The sequence below is a fragment of the Phytoactinopolyspora halotolerans genome, assembly GCF_010550675.1.
GTDB lineage: Bacteria > Actinomycetota > Actinomycetes > Jiangellales > Jiangellaceae > Phytoactinopolyspora > Phytoactinopolyspora halotolerans.
In genome coordinates this window covers 28,970-44,497 of record NZ_JAAGOA010000004.1, presented here as the reverse complement: position 1 = coordinate 44,497, position 15,528 = coordinate 28,970, and the positions used below count along the sequence as shown (strand labels likewise).

At 69.0% G+C, this 15,528-nt stretch carries 12 protein-coding genes; 2 read left to right on the top strand and 10 right to left on the bottom strand.

Going from position 1 to position 15,528, the window contains the following annotated elements; genetic code table 11:
- Positions 1-225: 225 nt before the first annotated feature.
- From holA to leuS, 5 genes are all read right to left on the bottom strand, one after another.
- A complete protein-coding gene (gene holA, locus G1H10_RS06750; protein ID WP_163734611.1) occupies positions 226-1,209 on the bottom strand; it encodes a DNA polymerase III subunit delta in 984 nt (327 codons plus the stop codon).
- A gap of 20 nt (positions 1,210-1,229) precedes the next feature.
- Positions 1,230-3,566, bottom strand: coding sequence for a ComEC/Rec2 family competence protein (locus G1H10_RS06745; RefSeq protein ID WP_163734607.1), 2,337 nt, complete (start codon positions 3,564-3,566; stop codon positions 1,230-1,232).
- Positions 3,563-4,708, bottom strand: a complete 1,146-nt coding sequence (locus G1H10_RS06740; protein ID WP_163734604.1) for a ComEA family DNA-binding protein — start codon at positions 4,706-4,708, stop codon at positions 3,563-3,565. Before G1H10_RS06740 ends, G1H10_RS06745 begins: the two co-directional genes overlap by 4 nt.
- A 205-nt stretch (positions 4,709-4,913) precedes the next feature.
- Entirely contained in the window at positions 4,914-5,804 is an 891-nt protein-coding gene (locus G1H10_RS06735) for a DegV family protein (RefSeq protein ID WP_163734601.1), read from the bottom strand.
- A gap of 190 nt (positions 5,805-5,994) precedes the next feature.
- Positions 5,995-8,901, bottom strand: coding sequence for a leucine--tRNA ligase (leuS, locus tag G1H10_RS06730; protein WP_281354159.1), 2,907 nt, complete (start codon positions 8,899-8,901; stop codon positions 5,995-5,997).
- A 264-nt stretch (positions 8,902-9,165) separates the two neighbouring features.
- On the opposite strand from leuS, the gene G1H10_RS06725 reads away from it, so the two are divergent.
- On the top strand, positions 9,166-10,176 hold the full coding sequence (locus G1H10_RS06725) for a metallophosphoesterase family protein (RefSeq protein WP_163734599.1): 1,011 nt from the start codon (positions 9,166-9,168) through the stop codon (positions 10,174-10,176).
- Here the strand turns inward: G1H10_RS06725 and G1H10_RS06720 are convergent.
- From G1H10_RS06720 to G1H10_RS06710, 3 genes are all read right to left on the bottom strand, one after another.
- A complete protein-coding gene (locus G1H10_RS06720) occupies positions 10,173-10,877 on the bottom strand; it encodes a vitamin K epoxide reductase family protein (RefSeq protein ID WP_216852972.1) in 705 nt (234 codons plus the stop codon). The two genes, G1H10_RS06725 and G1H10_RS06720, sit on opposite strands and share 4 nt — an antisense overlap.
- Positions 10,878-11,155: 278 nt before the next feature.
- Positions 11,156-11,632, bottom strand: coding sequence for an ABC transporter transmembrane domain-containing protein (locus G1H10_RS06715; RefSeq protein WP_163734596.1), 477 nt, complete (start codon positions 11,630-11,632; stop codon positions 11,156-11,158).
- Positions 11,629-13,104, bottom strand: a complete 1,476-nt coding sequence (locus tag G1H10_RS06710; protein WP_163734593.1) for a condensation domain-containing protein — start codon at positions 13,102-13,104, stop codon at positions 11,629-11,631. Before G1H10_RS06710 ends, G1H10_RS06715 begins: the two co-directional genes overlap by 4 nt.
- Before the next feature lie 245 nt (positions 13,105-13,349).
- On the opposite strand from G1H10_RS06710, the gene G1H10_RS06705 reads away from it, so the two are divergent.
- On the top strand, positions 13,350-14,066 hold the full coding sequence (locus G1H10_RS06705; protein ID WP_163735314.1) for a WxcM-like domain-containing protein: 717 nt from the start codon (positions 13,350-13,352) through the stop codon (positions 14,064-14,066).
- Here G1H10_RS06705 and G1H10_RS06700 read toward each other — a convergent pair.
- Together G1H10_RS06700 and G1H10_RS06695 are read right to left on the bottom strand one after the other, a co-directional pair.
- The gene (locus G1H10_RS06700; protein WP_163734590.1) at positions 14,061-15,164 is read right to left on the bottom strand and encodes a DegT/DnrJ/EryC1/StrS family aminotransferase; all 1,104 of its coding nucleotides are present in this window, start codon (positions 15,162-15,164) and stop codon (positions 14,061-14,063) included. The two genes, G1H10_RS06705 and G1H10_RS06700, sit on opposite strands and share 6 nt — an antisense overlap.
- Positions 15,165-15,175: 11 nt before the next feature.
- The gene (locus G1H10_RS06695; RefSeq protein WP_163734587.1) at positions 15,176-15,445 is read right to left on the bottom strand and encodes an acyl carrier protein; all 270 of its coding nucleotides are present in this window, start codon (positions 15,443-15,445) and stop codon (positions 15,176-15,178) included.
- Positions 15,446-15,528: the final 83 nt, after the last annotated feature.

Sequence of the window (15,528 nt, the reverse complement as noted above, 5' to 3'; positions counted from 1 at the left end):
CCCCTTCCGCGCACAGCGGGCGCGGTCCTGCTGGCTGGTAGGCCCGCGGCCCCGCGACCGACTCGTCATCCTGGGTTACAGGAGGATCTGGTCTATATCGTGCGCTCAGCTGCAGATTTTCTCTACATTCGGCGAGAATCCATGACATACGGCTGCAGTTGGCCGCATCAGGGTCCAGAACGTCTTACGCCGAGGACGTATCCGCGGGCTCCCAGGGCCAACCGTCTACCGTCCGACCGAACGGGCCCGGCCGATCTCCACCAAGGCGGTCGTCAGGGCCAGAGTTGCGTCGTTGGCGCCGCCCTTGACCGCGAGATCGGCAGAGGCCACTGCTCGGATCGCACGCCCGAGGCCGTCCGGGGTCCAGCCGCGCAGTTGCCCGCGGAGCACCCGCACCTTCCAAGGCGGGACACCGACATCGCGCGCGATGTCCGCATCCCGGAGCCCGCGCGGTGTACCGGCGAGCCGCGCCAGCGAACGCAGCGACGTCGCCAGCGCGCCGATCACCAAGACCGGATCGGTACCGGTCTGCAGCGCCCAGCGGAGCTGCTCGACCGCCTGAGCGGTGTCGCCTTCGACCGCCCGATCAGCGACGACCCAGCCCTTGACCTCCGCGCGTCCTTCGAAATAGGTCGACACCAATGCCGGTGTCACCACACCGTCCGGTGCGTCGACCGCGAGCTGCGCGGCCCCCGATGCCAGCCCGCGCAGATCTCCACCGACGGCCTCCACGAGCTGCCGAGCGGCGCCCTCGTCGATCTGCCCGCCCGAGCGACGTACCTCGGCCCGGACGAACGCCACCTGATCGTCCGGCTTGGTGAGCTTCTCCGCCTTGACCTCATGCCCGCCGGCCTTACGCAACCGGTCGAGCAGCTTCTTGGATTTCACCCCGCCGGGGTGCACCAACACCAGGTGGATGTCCTCGATCGGGTGCTGTAGGTGGGCCAGCAGCGCCTCGCCCACTGACTCGTCGACATCCTGCATATCGCGGACGACCAGCACACGCCTCGTCGCGAACAGGGACGGACTCGCATACTCGGCCAGCCCACCGACGGTCAGGTCCGAGCCGGTCACCTCGGTGACGTCCGCATCCGCGTCTGCAGCGCGCGCCGCCCGGACAACCGCGCCGACCGCCCGCTCGGACAGCAGGGCTTCCGGGCCGACGACAAGCGTCACCGGTACGAGCGGATCAGAGGTGCGAGAAGGCATGACCAGGACAGCATGCCACATCACCTGGCGACCGTCGCCAGGGCACCACCGGCGGTCCGGATCACCGCGAATGTGCCGTCGTGGTCGGTGCGGCGCACTTCCGCGCCACTGGTCAGCAACCGCTCGAGCACCTCGGGGTCGGGATGGCCGTGGGTGTTGTCCCCGACCCCGATGACGGCGAGTTGCGCGCCGAGTCCGCTCAGCATGCGCGGGTCCTGGTGACGGGAGCCATGGTGAGCCACCTTGAGTATGTCCGTAGTGAGGTCCGGCTCCGCGTGGAGCAGAGCACGCTGTGCCGACGGCTCGATGTCACCGGTCAACAAGACCTCCACCCCGTGCAGATCGGCGGCGAGTACGACGCTGGCGTTGTTCGAATCGGACTCCGACGACGAGGTGATCACCCGACGCGGCCACAGCACGTCCAACGAGATGCCGCCGACGGTCCAGCTGTCACCCACCCGAGGTGGATCGGCCGGGATGCCTGCCGCCGCGAGCCACGTCCCGACTTGCTGAGCGTTCTCGAGCGGCTCATCGAGCGGAGAGACCATCGCCCTGTCCACGCGCCGCCCGGCCAGCACGCCGGGGACACCATCAACGTGGTCGGCATGATAGTGCGTGAGGACCAGCAGCGGAACGTGCTCGACGCCAAGAGAGTCCAAGCACCGCCGGACCAGCAGCGGATCCGGGCCGGCGTCCACCACCACAGCCGACGCCGCGCCCGCGCGCAACACGGTGGCGTCGCCTTGCCCCACGTCGCAGAGGACCATCAGCCAACCCTTCGGCGGCCATCCGGGAGACGGCAACGCCTGCAGCAGGACGATCACCACAACGGCCGCCGCGACCGCCGAGACGACCGGTCTGCGCAGCAGCACCGGCAACAGCGCCAACCCTGACAGCAGCAGGACCACGCCGAGCACCGCCCCGGCTCCCCCGTCCGCCCAGGTGAATTCGGCGCCCGGCTGGCGCGCAAACCACCCGGCGACCGTGGCGATCCACCAACTCGGCAGGCCGGCCGCCCATGCCAGCGCGGCCGCAGCCGGAGGAAAGACCGGGCCGGCCAGCGCAGCTCCGAGTCCGAGCACCATGGCCGGAGCCACGGCCGGTCCGACCGCCATGTTCGCGGGCACCGAGGCCACGCTGAACTCGCCGAACGACGCCAGCAGCATCGGGGTGCAGGCCAGCTGTGCGGCCAGCGGCACCGCCACCGCCAGCGCGAGCGGTCCGGGCAACCAGTCCATCGCCTCCCGCCACCTCGGCACCAGGAGGATGATCCCCGCGGTGGCCGAGACGGACAGCACGAAGCCGACCGAGACCGCCAGCCACGGATCGATGAGGACCAGGACGGCGACGGCGGCGGCCAACGCGGGCAGCGCCCGGCGACGGCCGGCTACCAGCACGCCGGCGACCGCCACCGTGCCCATCACCGCCGCCCGGAGCACGCTGGGCTCGGGCCGAACCAACAGCACGAACCCGGCCACGCTGAGCACAGCGACCACCGGCAGGAGATAGCCTCGCACTCCGATCAGCTTGGCCGCCCCGAGCATGGCCAGCAGGACGATGCCGACGTGCGTACCGGAGACGGCGGTCAGATGCGTCAGTCCGGTGACACGCATCTCTTCCCGTAGCTCGCCGCCGATCATCGACTCGTCGCCGACGACCATGCCCGGGATCAGGCCACGATGGCCTGCTGGAACCACGCGGACGGCCTCACGAAGCCCGGCCCGCAGCGGCTCCACCATCCGTGCCACCGTCCCCGGCCCGCCCATCACCTCCGGCTCGCCGTGGACATCGACGAACGCGCCGAGGTCACCATCGGCCGGAGAGAGCCGGCCCCAGGCAGCCACCCGCTGGCCCGGAAGCAGCTCCAGCCATGATCGGTCCACCACCAGCATCACCGGGGTTCGCACACGGTACGTGCTGCCCCGTCCGAAGATCTGGTCCACCCGGAAACGGACGAGAACATATTCCGCTGCCGGACCTCGTTCGTCCCCGCCGTCCGTGCCGCGCAGTTCCGGGTCGGCCGCGACAACCCCCTCCAGCCGGACGTACGCCTCGATCTCCGCCAGCTCGGCCACCGGCCCGTCGCGGACCTGAGTCGCTCGTGAGGCGCCGGCCACGACACCGACGACGAGGCACAGCGCCACCAGCCCGATCACGAGCCGCCGGGAACGGGCCAACGGCACACCGACAGCCACCGCGACCAGGGCCGCCGCGGCACCCACGAACGCGGCGTGTCGCGTCTCCAACCTCAACCCCAGGATGGTGCCCGCCCACAACGCGGCGGCGATAGGAACCAGCCGCATGTCGACGCGCTCGCCCGGTGGGTCACTCGTGCCGGCGCGCGCCTCGGAGGTCATGGCGCCACCAAGGGCGCGATGTCCTCGAACGTGCTGGGACCGATTCCGGAAACCTCGAGCAGTTCCTCCGCGCTACTGAACCGACCGTTCTGCTCCCGCCAGTCGATGATCCGTTGCGACAATGCCGGGCCGATACCGGGCAACTCCTGCAGCTGTTCCGCGGTCGCCGTGTTGAGGCTGATCGGGCCTGGCTGCTCGGGTGCGGAGCCGTCGGGCCCGAGCCGATCTCCGACCAACCCCGATCCCGCGGCCTCTCCACCCGGCGGCGGATCGACACCGACCAGCACCTGCTCGCCGTCACTGAGCACCCGGGCAAGGTTGAGCGGCGTCAGATCTACGCCGTCGTCGGCTCCGCCGGCCGCCTCGATCGCATCCACGACTCGCGACCCCGCCGGAAGCGTGACCACGCCGGGGTCCGCGACCTTGCCGGCGACGTGCACGACGAGCGTGTCGCGACCGGGCGCCGAACCGGCAGCACCGTCCGCCTGGCCGCCGCCGGCGCTTGCCTCGTGGTCGCCTTCGGCCGGAGGACCGTCTGCCTCCGTAGCGAGCCCGATCCCGTCGTGCCCGTCCAGCGCTCGCCCGTCCGGCTCACTTCCTCCGTTGTCCTCCAGCCCGTCCTCAGCCTGCTGGTGTGAGGGCGCCAACTCGGCGTCGACCGGCTGCACAGTCGGACGCCCCAGCCCGTATACCACCGCGGCGATGGCCAAGCCGACTGCCACCACGATGATGACCACCAGCACCTGCCCCCGGCCGAACTCCACCTGGAACCGCGCCAGGCGCGACGAGAGGCTATCCCACGCGCTGCGCACCACCAGAGGCGTCCGATCGGCCACGGCCGCCGATGTCTCGCCACCGGAGACTCGCCGATCACCGCCCTCCTCCGGCTCCGGGTCCCCTTCCCGTTCACCTTCGTCCTGCTCGGCCGCCTCCGACCACGCGCGCGCCCGGTCCGGCACGCGCGGAACCCAGCCGCCGATAGGACGATCCGAGTCACGCAGCAACGGCTTGCCCTGGCGGGGCAGCATCGCCGACGCCTCGGCGGCCTCCGTCGCAGGCGCGCTTCCGAGATGTGCAAGACGCTCGCGGACGACGTGAGTGAGGTACTCGTCGGCGGAGCGTCGGCGTACAGGCAAAGACATGCGAACGAATGTAGGCAGCAACAGGCGCGCACTTAAAGAGGCATGCGGAATCTGTGGATAACATGTCCATCCAGGACGCACCTGCGATAAACCTGTGGATAGTCCCGGCCGCTCACTCGCGTGACGACACGATCACTTCACACCGCCGAAGCCCGACGAGGATCGACGGCTCCGCATGCGATACGTCACCTGAGCCGGCGACGCGTCACCGAGGGCTGATCACGACGGCGAGCATTCCCGGACCGGCATGTGCGCCGATCACCGCGCCGACCTCGGCCACCACCATCTCTCCCAGCCGCGGCAGGTGGTCGGCCAGCCGGTTCGCCAGCTGTTCCGCACGCACGGCGTTGTCGAGGTGATGCACCGCGATGTCCACATGCGACCGGCCGGCGCGTTCCAGCGTCAGATCCTCCAGCCGCGCCACCGCCCGGGCGCCGGTTCGCACCTTCTCCAGCGGTGCGATACCACCGTTCACCAGGTGCAGCAGCGGCTTGATCGCGAGAGCCGTACCGAACATCGCCGAGGCGGCCCCGATCCGCCCACCGCGGCGCAGATACTCGAGCGTGTCCACGTAGAAGAACACCGACGACGAGGCAGCATGTTCCGTCGCCGACGCGGCGACCCGCTCCGCCGAGTCGCCGCGTTCAGCCGAACGTGCGGCCGCCAGCGCGGCGAATCCCAACCCCATGCCGACCGACCGTGAGTCGACCACCTGAACCGGAATCGGGGCATCCGCTGCGGCAAGCCGTGCGGCGTCCACCGTGCCAGAAAGCCGGCTCGACAGATGCACCGACACCACATGAGTGGCGCCCTCCGCGGACGCTGCCTGGTACGCCCGCCGGAACGCCTCCGGACTGGGCCTCGAGGTGCTCACCTGCTCATGGCGGCGCAGCGCCGCGGCGACCTCGCGCGGACCGACGTCGCCGTCCTCGTTCTTCGCCCTACCGGCGATGACCACCTGCAGCGGCACCACCTCGATGCCGTGCTCGGCCACCAGCTTCGCCGGCAGGTACGCCGTCGAGTCGGTCACGATGCGCACCCGGCCAACGCCCGGCGCGCTCTGAGCTCGCCGAGTCTGCTCCGCCGTCACGTCCATCCGGCCGCCTCCAGAGTCTCCCCGGGTGACCAGAGAAGGTGGGGAGGGAGAGTTTCTCGTCCAGGGTAGACGCGGGCGTCGGCCTGTGAGGAGCCCCGCGACGATCTGGCCGCGGGCGAGGACGGGAAACTCTCCCTCCCCACCGTTACCCGCCCCCTCACACACCCGCGACCCGAGACCAACGAGGCAGCTACGCCGGAACGACGTTGACCAGCTTCGGAGCCCGGACGATCACCTTGCGCACACCCCGGCCGTCCAGCGCCCGCTGCACGGCATCGGACGCCAGAGCCAGCTCCTCCAGCGTGCTGTCATCCGCCGACGGGGATACCTCCAGCCGGTCACGCACCTTCCCCGCGACCTGCACCACGCAGGTCACCGTCTCGGCGATCAGCAGGGCCGGATCGGGCTCCGGGAACGGCGCGAAGGCCAGCGTCTCCGTGTGCCCCAGCCGGGACCACAGCTCCTCCGCGATGTGCGGCGCGATCGGGGCCACCATCTGGACCAGCGGCTCGACCGCCTCGCGCGGCACCGAGTCCAGCTTGGTCAGGTGGTTGTTCAGCTCGATCATCCGGGAGATGGCCGTGTTGAATCGCAGCCCGGCCATGTCCGTGCGGACCGCGTCGATGGTCTGGTGCAGCACCCGGCGCGTCGCGTCGTCGGCGGGTTCGTCCACCGTGACGACCTCGCCTGTCTCCTCGGAGATCACGTTTCGCCACAGCCGCTGCAGGAACCGCTGGGCACCGCTGACCGCCCGGGTATCCCACGGTTTGGACTGCTCCAGCGGACCCATCGACATCTCGTACACCCGGAAGGTGTCCGCGCCGTATGACTCGTACATCTCATCCGGGCTGACCGCGTTCTTCAGGCTCTTGCCGATCTTGCCGTACTCGCGGTGTACCGGCTGACCGTTCCAGAAGAACTGACCCGAGTCGGCCGGCTCCTCCACCACCTCGTCCGCCGGCACGTACTGCCCTCGTGCGTCGGTGAACGCGTAGGCCTGAATGTAGCCCTGGTTGAACAGCTTGTAGTACGGCTCGTCGCTGGAGACGTGCCCCAGGTCGAACAGGACCTTCTGCCAGAACCGGGCATACAGCAGGTGCAGCACCGCATGCTCGACGCCGCCGACGTACAGGTCGACACCGCCCGGGTCGTTCGGGCCTCCGCGTTCCGGCCGCGGACCCATCCAGTAGCGCTCGATCTCCGGGTCCACCAGCTTCTCGTCGTTGGTGGGGTCCAGATACCGCATGTGGTACCAGCAGGACCCGGCCCAGTTGGGCATGGTGTTGGTGTCCCGGCGGTAGCGCTTCGGCCCGTCGCCCAGGTCCATCTCGACGTAGACCCATTCCGGGACCCGCGCCAGCGGCGGCTCCGGCTCGGTGTCCGCCGCGTCCGCGTCGTACGTCTTCGGCGAGTAGTCCGGGACCTCCGGCAGCAGAACCGGCAGCTGCTCCAGCGGGATCGCCACCGGCAGATCGTTCTCGTCGTACACGATCGGGAACGGCTCGCCCCAGTACCGCTGGCGGCTGAACAGCCAGTCGCGAAGCCGATAGGTGACCGTGCCCTCGCCGTATCCGGCGCTCTCCAGCCAGGAGATGATCTTCTCTTTGGCCTCCGCCACGCCCAGGCCGTTCAGCGATACGCCGTCGCCCGCCGAGTTGATCGCCGGACCTTCGCCCACGTACGCCTTGCCGTCGAAGCCCTCCGGCGGCTGGACCGTACGGATGATCGGCAGCCGGAAACGCTCGGCGAACTCCCAGTCCCGCTCATCCTGGCCGGGTACCGCCATGATCGCGCCGGTACCGTAGCCCATCAGCACGTAATCGGCGATGAAGATCGGTATCTGCTCACCATTGGTCGGGTTGGTGGCGAACGACCCGGTGAAGACGCCGGTCTTGTCCTTGCCCTCGACCTGCCGTTCCACCTCGGTCTTGGCGGCCGCCTGCTTCCGGTATGCCGTCACTGCTTCGGCGGGGCTGCCGTACCCGCCGGTCCAGGCGTCCTCCGTCTGTTCCGGCCAGGCGACGGCGGTCAGCTCGTCCACCAGCGGATGCTCCGGAGCCACCACCATGAAGGTGGCGCCGAACAGGGTGTCCGGGCGGGTGGTGAAGACCTCCAGGTCACCGGCGGCGGTGGGGAACCGCACGTTCGCACCGGTGGACCGCCCGATCCAGTTGCGCTGCATCGTCTTGACCTTCTCCGGCCAGTCGATGCGCTCCAGGTCATCCACCAGCCGGTCGGCGTAGGCTGTGATCCGCATCATCCACTGCCGCAGGTTCCGCTTGAACACCGGGTAGTTGCCGCGCTCGCTGCGACCCTCGGCGGTGACCTCCTCGTTGGCCAGGACCGTGCCCAGCCCCGGACACCAGTTCACCGGCGACTCGGAGACGTAGGCCAGGCGGTGGCCGTCGATGATCCGCCGCCGCTCGACCTCCTCCAGGTCGGCCCAGGCACGACCGTCCGGAGTGGCCCTCTCCCCCGACTCGTAGGCCGCCACCAGGTCCGCGATCGGCCGTGCGCGTCCCCGCCCGCCGTCGGCCTCGGTGTCATACCACGACTCGAAGATCTGCAGGAAGATCCACTGCGTCCATTTGATGTAGCCGGGATCGATCGTCGCGAACGTCCGGCGCCCGTCGTGCGCCAGTCCCAGCCGGCGCAGCTGACGCCGCATGGTGGTGATGTTCTCTTCGGTGGTCTTGCGCGGATGCTGCCCGGTCTGCACCGCGTACTGTTCGGCGGGCAGGCCGAACGCGTCGTAGGCCAGGGCGTGCAGAACGTTGTCGCCGCACATCCGGCGGAACCGTCCGGTGACATCGGTGGCGATGTACCCCAGCGGATGACCGACGTGCAGGCCGGCGCCGGACGGGTACGGGAACATGTCCATCAGGAAGAACTTCTTCTTCGAGCTCACGTCCCAGTCCGGCTCGGCCAGTGCACCGGACGGGTTCGGCGTGTGGAACGTGCCCTCCGCGTCCCAGTAATCCTGCCAGCGCTTCTCGATCTCACCGGCCAGCGCGGCGGTGTAGCGGTACGGCACGTCGCCGTCGGCGGACGGGACGGTGGCGCGCTCAGCCGTCGTGCTCATGTCAGATTCACTCATGGCGTGGCTTCCTTCATCGTCTGTTGTCGCTGGGCCGGAGGCCCCGTGTCTCAAGACATGCGCTAGACATAACAAAGCCCCTCAACACGTGAGGGGCCGCCGCGCTGACACGGGCACGTCCACGCACCCGTTCCTGAAGTCAGCGCGGCCTGATAAGGAGCAACAGACCTCGCACGTAGCCTAGGTTAGCGCATCGGCTTCGGGTGACGACACACGTCGGTTCCGTGCTGTCGGCTCCGGCCGCTACCCCGTACCCTCGCACATGTGACGACTGTCGTTCACGCGGCTGACGTGCATCTCAACAGTCCCCTACGACGGCTGGCACAGCACTACCCGGACGAGGACTGGCACCGGCCGACCCGCGACGCGCTGGCTCGCCTGGTCGCGGTGACCATCGATGAGACGGCCGACGTGCTCATCCTCGCCGGCGACATCGCCGACCGCGATTGGTACGACGACGGCGTCGCCCGACTCGTGCTGGAGGCCTCGGCCGCACTGTACGACGCCGGCGTGACCGTCGTGGCCATCGACGGCAACCACGACGCCGCATGCGGCATCCGGCGGGACCTCACGGCGTACGGGCGTCGCCTGCCGCCTAACGTCGTCTGGTTCGACGCCGACGCCGGGCAGACCGCGGTTCTGGACGACGCCGGCCTGGCCGTGCACGGCCGGAGCCTGCCTGCCTCCGTGGTTCCCGACGATCTGACCTCCTCATTTCCGGCGCGTGTGCCAGGGCTGTTCAACATCGGCGTCCAGCACACCAGCCTCGATCACCGGCGGGGATCGAAACCGTGCGCTCCGACGACCGTGGACGCTCTGCTCCGCTTGGAGTACGACTACTGGGCGCTCGGACATGTGCACGCCCGCAGGATCGTCAGCGACGCGCCGTCATGGATCGCGTTCGCCGGCAACACGCAGGGACGTAAGCCGAAGGAAGAGGGGGCGAAGGGTGCCACGGTGTTCACCGTGGAGGGCGGACAGGTGCGGGACATGCGGCACCGGCTCACCGCGACGGTCCGCTGGGCACGGCTGCAGGTGAACCTGCGCGGCGACGACGACAGCGATACCGCTGTCGAGCGGGTACACGCCGAACTCGACGCCGCGGCGACGGAACTGCCGCCCGGGCAGCGACTCGCCGCACGAGTCGAACTCACCGGCCAGAGACCGCATCGCACCGAGCGGCAGCGCGCCGAGGTCGAGGCTGGGGTCCGACGGTGGTCGTCCGAGTCCGGTTATCTCATCGAACAGATCCGATGGCCGGACCGGGCCGGCTAGAAGACCAGGTGCCAGCGGTCCCAGAACTCGACGGTGATGAAGATGGCGATACCGAGCAACCACACGATGGTGATCAGTGAACGGTTCTCCACGACGGCCCGGCGCAAGCCGGCTGGTGCCGGCAGATGCCGCTCGGAGAGCACGTACCCCGTGGTGTAGACGAACGTCGGTATCATCGCGACCCAGACCACCATGCAGTACGGGCACAGCGCCCCGATCACATAGACGCTCTGCGTGAACAGCCAGGTGACCAAGGCCGCGCCGAACGCGGTGCCGCCCCAGAACGCCAGCCACATCCACCGCGGCGGGCGAAGACCGGCGAGCAGCATCACACCGAACGTCATCACCACGGGGAAGGTGGCCACGCCGAGGAACGGGTTCGGGAACCCGAACAGCTCACCTTGCCAGCTTTGCATCACCGTGCCGCAGGTGACGATCGGGTTGAAACTGCACGACGGCGTGTGGCCGGGGTCCTCCAGCAGGAGAATGCGTTCGATGGCCAGCGCCGCGGAGCCGGCGAGCCCGATGATCCCGGCGATGAGGAGCAGCCAGCCCATGGCGCGCGCGGAGGCACGTTGCTCGGGCAGGTTCACCTCGCCGAGCAGCTCATCGTCATCGTCAACGTCGTCGTCGACGGCGTCGTCGCGGTCCAGCAGCTCTTTCTCCTCTGCCTGGCTGTCGGCAGGTATCTGTGTGGTCATCGTTCCACCCTGACGGTCGGTGCGTGGCATTCGCCGCACCCAATAACGTACTCCATACCTCGGAAAGTGCCCGAGTGATCTCCCGAATCGCCAGCCAGTTCCGTGGATCACGTGACCGGTGCGGTGAATTGGCTGGTGTACAGGCGGTGGTAAGCGCCGCGGGCGGCGAGTAGCTCGATTGACGGTGTCAATCCGTTCCTGCATCGCCCGGAACTGCGGCACCATCCCCCTCACCACCAGCAGAACCGCAACCAGCAGCACCGACAGGCCGGCCACGATCACCCAGACAGCGCGACGTCCTGGCACACCGCCAAGACGATCCCGCCCGCGCCCATCACCGGCGCCGGCACCAGGACCATCGCCAGTGAATGGACGAGCCGCTGGGTATGCAGCGCGTCGTGGGCGGTGCGATTGACCAACGACGACACACCGAACCGGACGACGACCTGTGCCGGCAGCGCCACGACGTGGCGGAATACGGCGGCGCGGATGTCCCGGCCGAACGACGCCGACACCCGGGCGCCGTAGTACACGGATCCGACCGCTGCGAACGCCTGCGCGACGGTGCACAGCACCATCCAGCCGCCCGCGGACAGGATGACATCGACGTCGCCTTGGGCAATGCCCCGGTCGACGATGTCGGCGTTCAAGCTCGGCAGATACAGCGCGGCGAGCGTGCTGAGCAGCTGGCAGAGCACGACAGCGGCCAGGATGAGCCGGTAAGGCCGCAGGTACCTGCGCAGCAGACCGATCATGAGATCGCCCGGCGCTGCTCGTCGGCGGCCTGCTCAGCGCGTGCGCGGAACTCGTTGACCGAAAGGCTCCCGTACCCCGGATGCGCCAGCAGACTCAGTCCGTGCCGGATCACGCCCAGCACCGACTCGCAGATCCCGTCGACCAGGGCCGCGTCCCGGTATGACGAACCGGCAGCGGTCCAGACGCACAGGTAACCATCGGACACGAGCGTCAGCCCGAGTGTCCATCTCCATTTCAGCATTCCGGGATCGGTGCCGAGTTCCATCGGCGACAGCCGCACGAATTCCGTCGACGGCCGGGTCCGCTCGGCAGGCGTGACGACGCCGAATTCCTTCTGCTCGGTCAGGGAATTGAAATAATATGGCGGGTCGAGTGGTATTCGGCTACGCGCGCGCATGGCTTCTTTATCCTCGTCGACAGCGATCGGATCGACGGCCGAATGGCGATAGGCCGTCAACGCCCGCCGGTGCACGTCGCACAGAAATCGCCTGATTTCCGTGTCATCAGGCACCGGAATCACGGCCAGCGCCTGCTGGACGACGTTGCCGACCAGATCACGCATACCTGGCAAGAACCGGTTGGACGATGTCAGGCCCACCGGCAGCGTGCCGTCCGGATGCCACCTCGCGAGCTCGATCGCGGCCAGCGCCAGCACCAGCGACGGGGCCGTCGCCGAGTATCGCGCGGCCAGACGTTCGACCGCCCGCATCCGCATATTCGTCCGGAGGATGCCACGCGAGGCCTTAGCCTGATCTCCTTCCCGCCGCCCGCCATCGCCGATCCTGGGCGCCAGCGTCGACATCTCGGCCAGGGTGCGCCGCCAGTACGCGTGCCTGCGTACGCCTCGTGCCGTCGCGGACTCCGCCCGTTCCCGCCGTGCCACCTGCCGGGGCTGTAGCCGAGGTGCCGGCAGCGCGACGGCGTCGGTCCCGCTCAACAGCGCGTAGAGTTCCCGCCCCAGGCACGCCAGACCGAACATGTCGGAGATGACGTGCGGGCAAATGAAGCACAGATGGCGGGGTACGCCGCCGACGTCGACGATGGCCGCGCGCCAGCCAGGATCCGCGGTGAGCGAGAAAGGCCGGTCGAAGAAGTCGAGAATCTCCCGGGGCACGAAGTGCTCGACGTGAGCCCGGGGCGCGTACAGACCACCGCGCCGAGGCGCCCATCCGTCGTCCCCGACGCGCAGGATCGGCAGTACGATCCTGGGCCGGCCCTCGACCACCTGGACGAAGCCGTCCCGGCCCGGGGTCTGCTGGAACCGGGTCCGCAGCGCCTCGTGCCGGTACGCGATGGTCTCCAGTGCTACCCGTACGGCCGGCGCGGCCGTATCGTCCGGAAGGCGCCACACGGCCGTGAGATTGGACGCCTGCGCCAGTTCTGGTCGTACCCGTGTGCTCCAATGCCGGAAGTGGCTCAACTGCCCGTAACACAGCGGTGCGAGAGCAGCCGAACCCGAGTCGCCATTCATCGCACATACCCCCAACAGGCCCGCGTGAATTCTTATCGAGTCCGGAGAGATTCGCGCCGAAAAGCCGCGACGCCGGCGCTGCTGGACACTTCTCGCTCCGGATTGCACCCGGACGGTCAATCGACCATTCTGTGCCGCAAACATATTGCGGTACGCTGCACAACGTCAATGCAGTCTCTTTTCCCGGCCGTGAACATTTCCCGGTTGATATACCGCGATCCCCCACTATTCCGGGAGGCAGATCCATGCGCGCCGAACCGACCTGGCACCGCCCCACATCCATTCACCCGACCGCCAGCGTGGGCGCCGACGTACGGATCGGACGAGGAGCACGCGTCGGTGCGCACGCCGTCGTCGCTCCCGGCGTGCGGATCGGCCCGGAGGCACTGGTGGCTCCGTCCGCAGTCGTGGAATGGGATGTTCCGGCGCTCGCCGTCGTGCACGGATCTCCCGCGCGGGTCAGGTCGTATCGGCATGATCGCTACGTCGACCCGGCGTCGCCATTATGCGAACGGCACGGCGTCGGCGTCGCCCTTGGCGGTGCCGCCACGCCCGGATGGGTGCGCCGGCTCGCCCAGGTCGGGCAGGCCCGCGGCACCCTGACGCACGCTCACGTGGGCGCGGGCTTGCCGTTCACCGTCCGGCGCGTGATGGTCGTCCGGGATGTGCCGGCTGGCGGCCATCGCGGCGACCACGGGCACCGCACACTGCACGAGCTGCTGATCTGTGTCGCCGGAAGCTGCGATGTCCTGCTCGACGACGGTCTGGGCTGCCGCGTCGTCGTCCATCTTGCCGACCCCTCGGTGACCGCCTACGTGGCACCCGCCGTCTGGACGGCGCAGTTCAACCACAGCCCCGACGCCGTCTTGGTGATTCTCGCCTCCGCGCCGTACGACCCGGGGGATTACATCGACGACTACGACGCGTTCGTCGCCTTCGCCCGCACCACCACCTCGTCATGAGACCGCCGCCGCCACGGCCTCGACGATCCTGGCGACGTCGTGATCGGACACACCGGGATGCACCGGAAGCGACAACACCTCCGCGCACGCACGCTCAGTCTGTTCCAGGGCGTCACCGGCCGCACCCGGCGCCGATCGATACCGGCGGAACGACGGCATCCGGTGGACCGGCACCGGATAGTGCACACCGGTCTCGATGCCGGCTGAACACAGCTCCGCACGTACCCGGTCCCGACCGGCGACCCGTACGGTGTACTGCTGGTACACGTGCCGGGCGGCCGGCATCGTGTCCGGCGTGACGACCCCGGCCACCTCCACCAGCGCGGCATCGAGTGCCCGGGCGATACGGCGGCGGCGCCGGACCAGCGACGGCGCACGCCGCAGCTGCACTCGCCCCACCGCGGCGGCGAGATCGCTCATCCGGGCGTTATACCCGACGATCTCGTGGTGATAGCGGCGCTCCATGCCATGGTTGCGCAGCAGCCGGACCCGGCGGGCTTGCTGCTCGTCGGCGCAGACCACCATGCCGCCCTCACCGGTGGTGAGGTTCTTGGTGGCGTGGAAGCTGAACGCGGCGGCGGCCCCGAAGGTCCCCACCGGGGCTGCCTGCCACATCGCCAGGTGAGCCTGGCAGGCATCCTCGTATACGGCGAGGCAGTACCGGTCGGCCACCGCCCGCAGCCTGTCCATCTCGGCGGGATGACCGTAGAGGTGCACCGGCATGATCCCGACGGTGCGGCTGGTGACGGCGGCCTCGACCGCGGCCGGGTCCACGCCGAAGCAGGTGGGTTCGATGTCCGCGAAGACCGGCGTCGCACCAGTGAGCACCACCGCGTTGGCCGTGCCGGCAAACGTGAACGACGGCACAATGATCTCGTCCCCCGGCCCCACCCCGGAGCTGAGCAGGGCGAGGTGGATCGCACTGGTCCCGGAGTTGACCGCGACGCACGGCCGCCCACCCACGCACGCGGAGAACTCCCGCTCGAACGCCGCCACCTCGCGGCCCTGCGCGACCATGCCGCTGGCGAGCACCCGCTCCACCGCTCGATACTCTTCCCGTCCGAGCGCGGGACGGGAGGCAGGGATCACCGACGCCATCGGCACGATCCTCAGGCGGCCGCGAGCATCCGCCGCCGGACGTAGTCCGCCGTCTCACCCAACGTCTTGCCCGGCAGCTCCGCGATGTCTTCATCCGGGATGGCGATGCCGAACCGCTCCTCCAGGTGGACCGCCGTGCTGATGATCAGCACCGAATCGAGCGCGAGCCCGTCCGGGCCGAGCACGGTACGCTCCGAAACCTGATCCCGCGGTACCGGCCAGTCCAGTTCCTCCTCCAGAATCTGCACGATTTGCGCCATGATCTCGTCCGTCGTCTGCATCGAACTCCTCCTCTTCCGGTCTCCACCCACACGCGCTCTGATCTCCACCCACATGCCGTCTTCCGGTGACTGCGGTCGAATCC

Excerpts from the sequence above, each read along its gene's own strand:
- G1H10_RS06715 (WP_163734596.1), bottom strand. The coding sequence starts at position 11,632 with ATGATCGGTCTGCTGCGCAGGTACCTGCGGCCTTACCGGCTCATCCTG.
- G1H10_RS06705 (WP_163735314.1), top strand. The coding sequence starts at position 13,350 with ATGCGCGCCGAACCGACCTGGCACCGCCCCACATCCATTCACCCGACC.
- G1H10_RS06710 (WP_163734593.1), bottom strand. The coding sequence starts at position 13,104 with ATGAATGGCGACTCGGGTTCGGCTGCTCTCGCACCGCTGTGTTACGGG.
- G1H10_RS06720 (WP_216852972.1), bottom strand. The coding sequence starts at position 10,877 with ATGACCACACAGATACCTGCCGACAGCCAGGCAGAGGAGAAAGAGCTG.
- leuS (WP_281354159.1), bottom strand. The coding sequence starts at position 8,901 with ATGAGTGAATCTGACATGAGCACGACGGCTGAGCGCGCCACCGTCCCG.
- G1H10_RS06700 (WP_163734590.1), bottom strand. The coding sequence starts at position 15,164 with ATGGCGTCGGTGATCCCTGCCTCCCGTCCCGCGCTCGGACGGGAAGAG.
- G1H10_RS06740 (WP_163734604.1), bottom strand. The coding sequence starts at position 4,708 with ATGTCTTTGCCTGTACGCCGACGCTCCGCCGACGAGTACCTCACTCAC.
- G1H10_RS06745 (WP_163734607.1), bottom strand. The coding sequence starts at position 3,566 with ATGACCTCCGAGGCGCGCGCCGGCACGAGTGACCCACCGGGCGAGCGC.
- holA (WP_163734611.1), bottom strand. The coding sequence starts at position 1,209 with ATGCCTTCTCGCACCTCTGATCCGCTCGTACCGGTGACGCTTGTCGTC.
- G1H10_RS06695 (WP_163734587.1), bottom strand. The coding sequence starts at position 15,445 with ATGCAGACGACGGACGAGATCATGGCGCAAATCGTGCAGATTCTGGAG.
- G1H10_RS06735 (WP_163734601.1), bottom strand. The coding sequence starts at position 5,804 with ATGGACGTGACGGCGGAGCAGACTCGGCGAGCTCAGAGCGCGCCGGGC.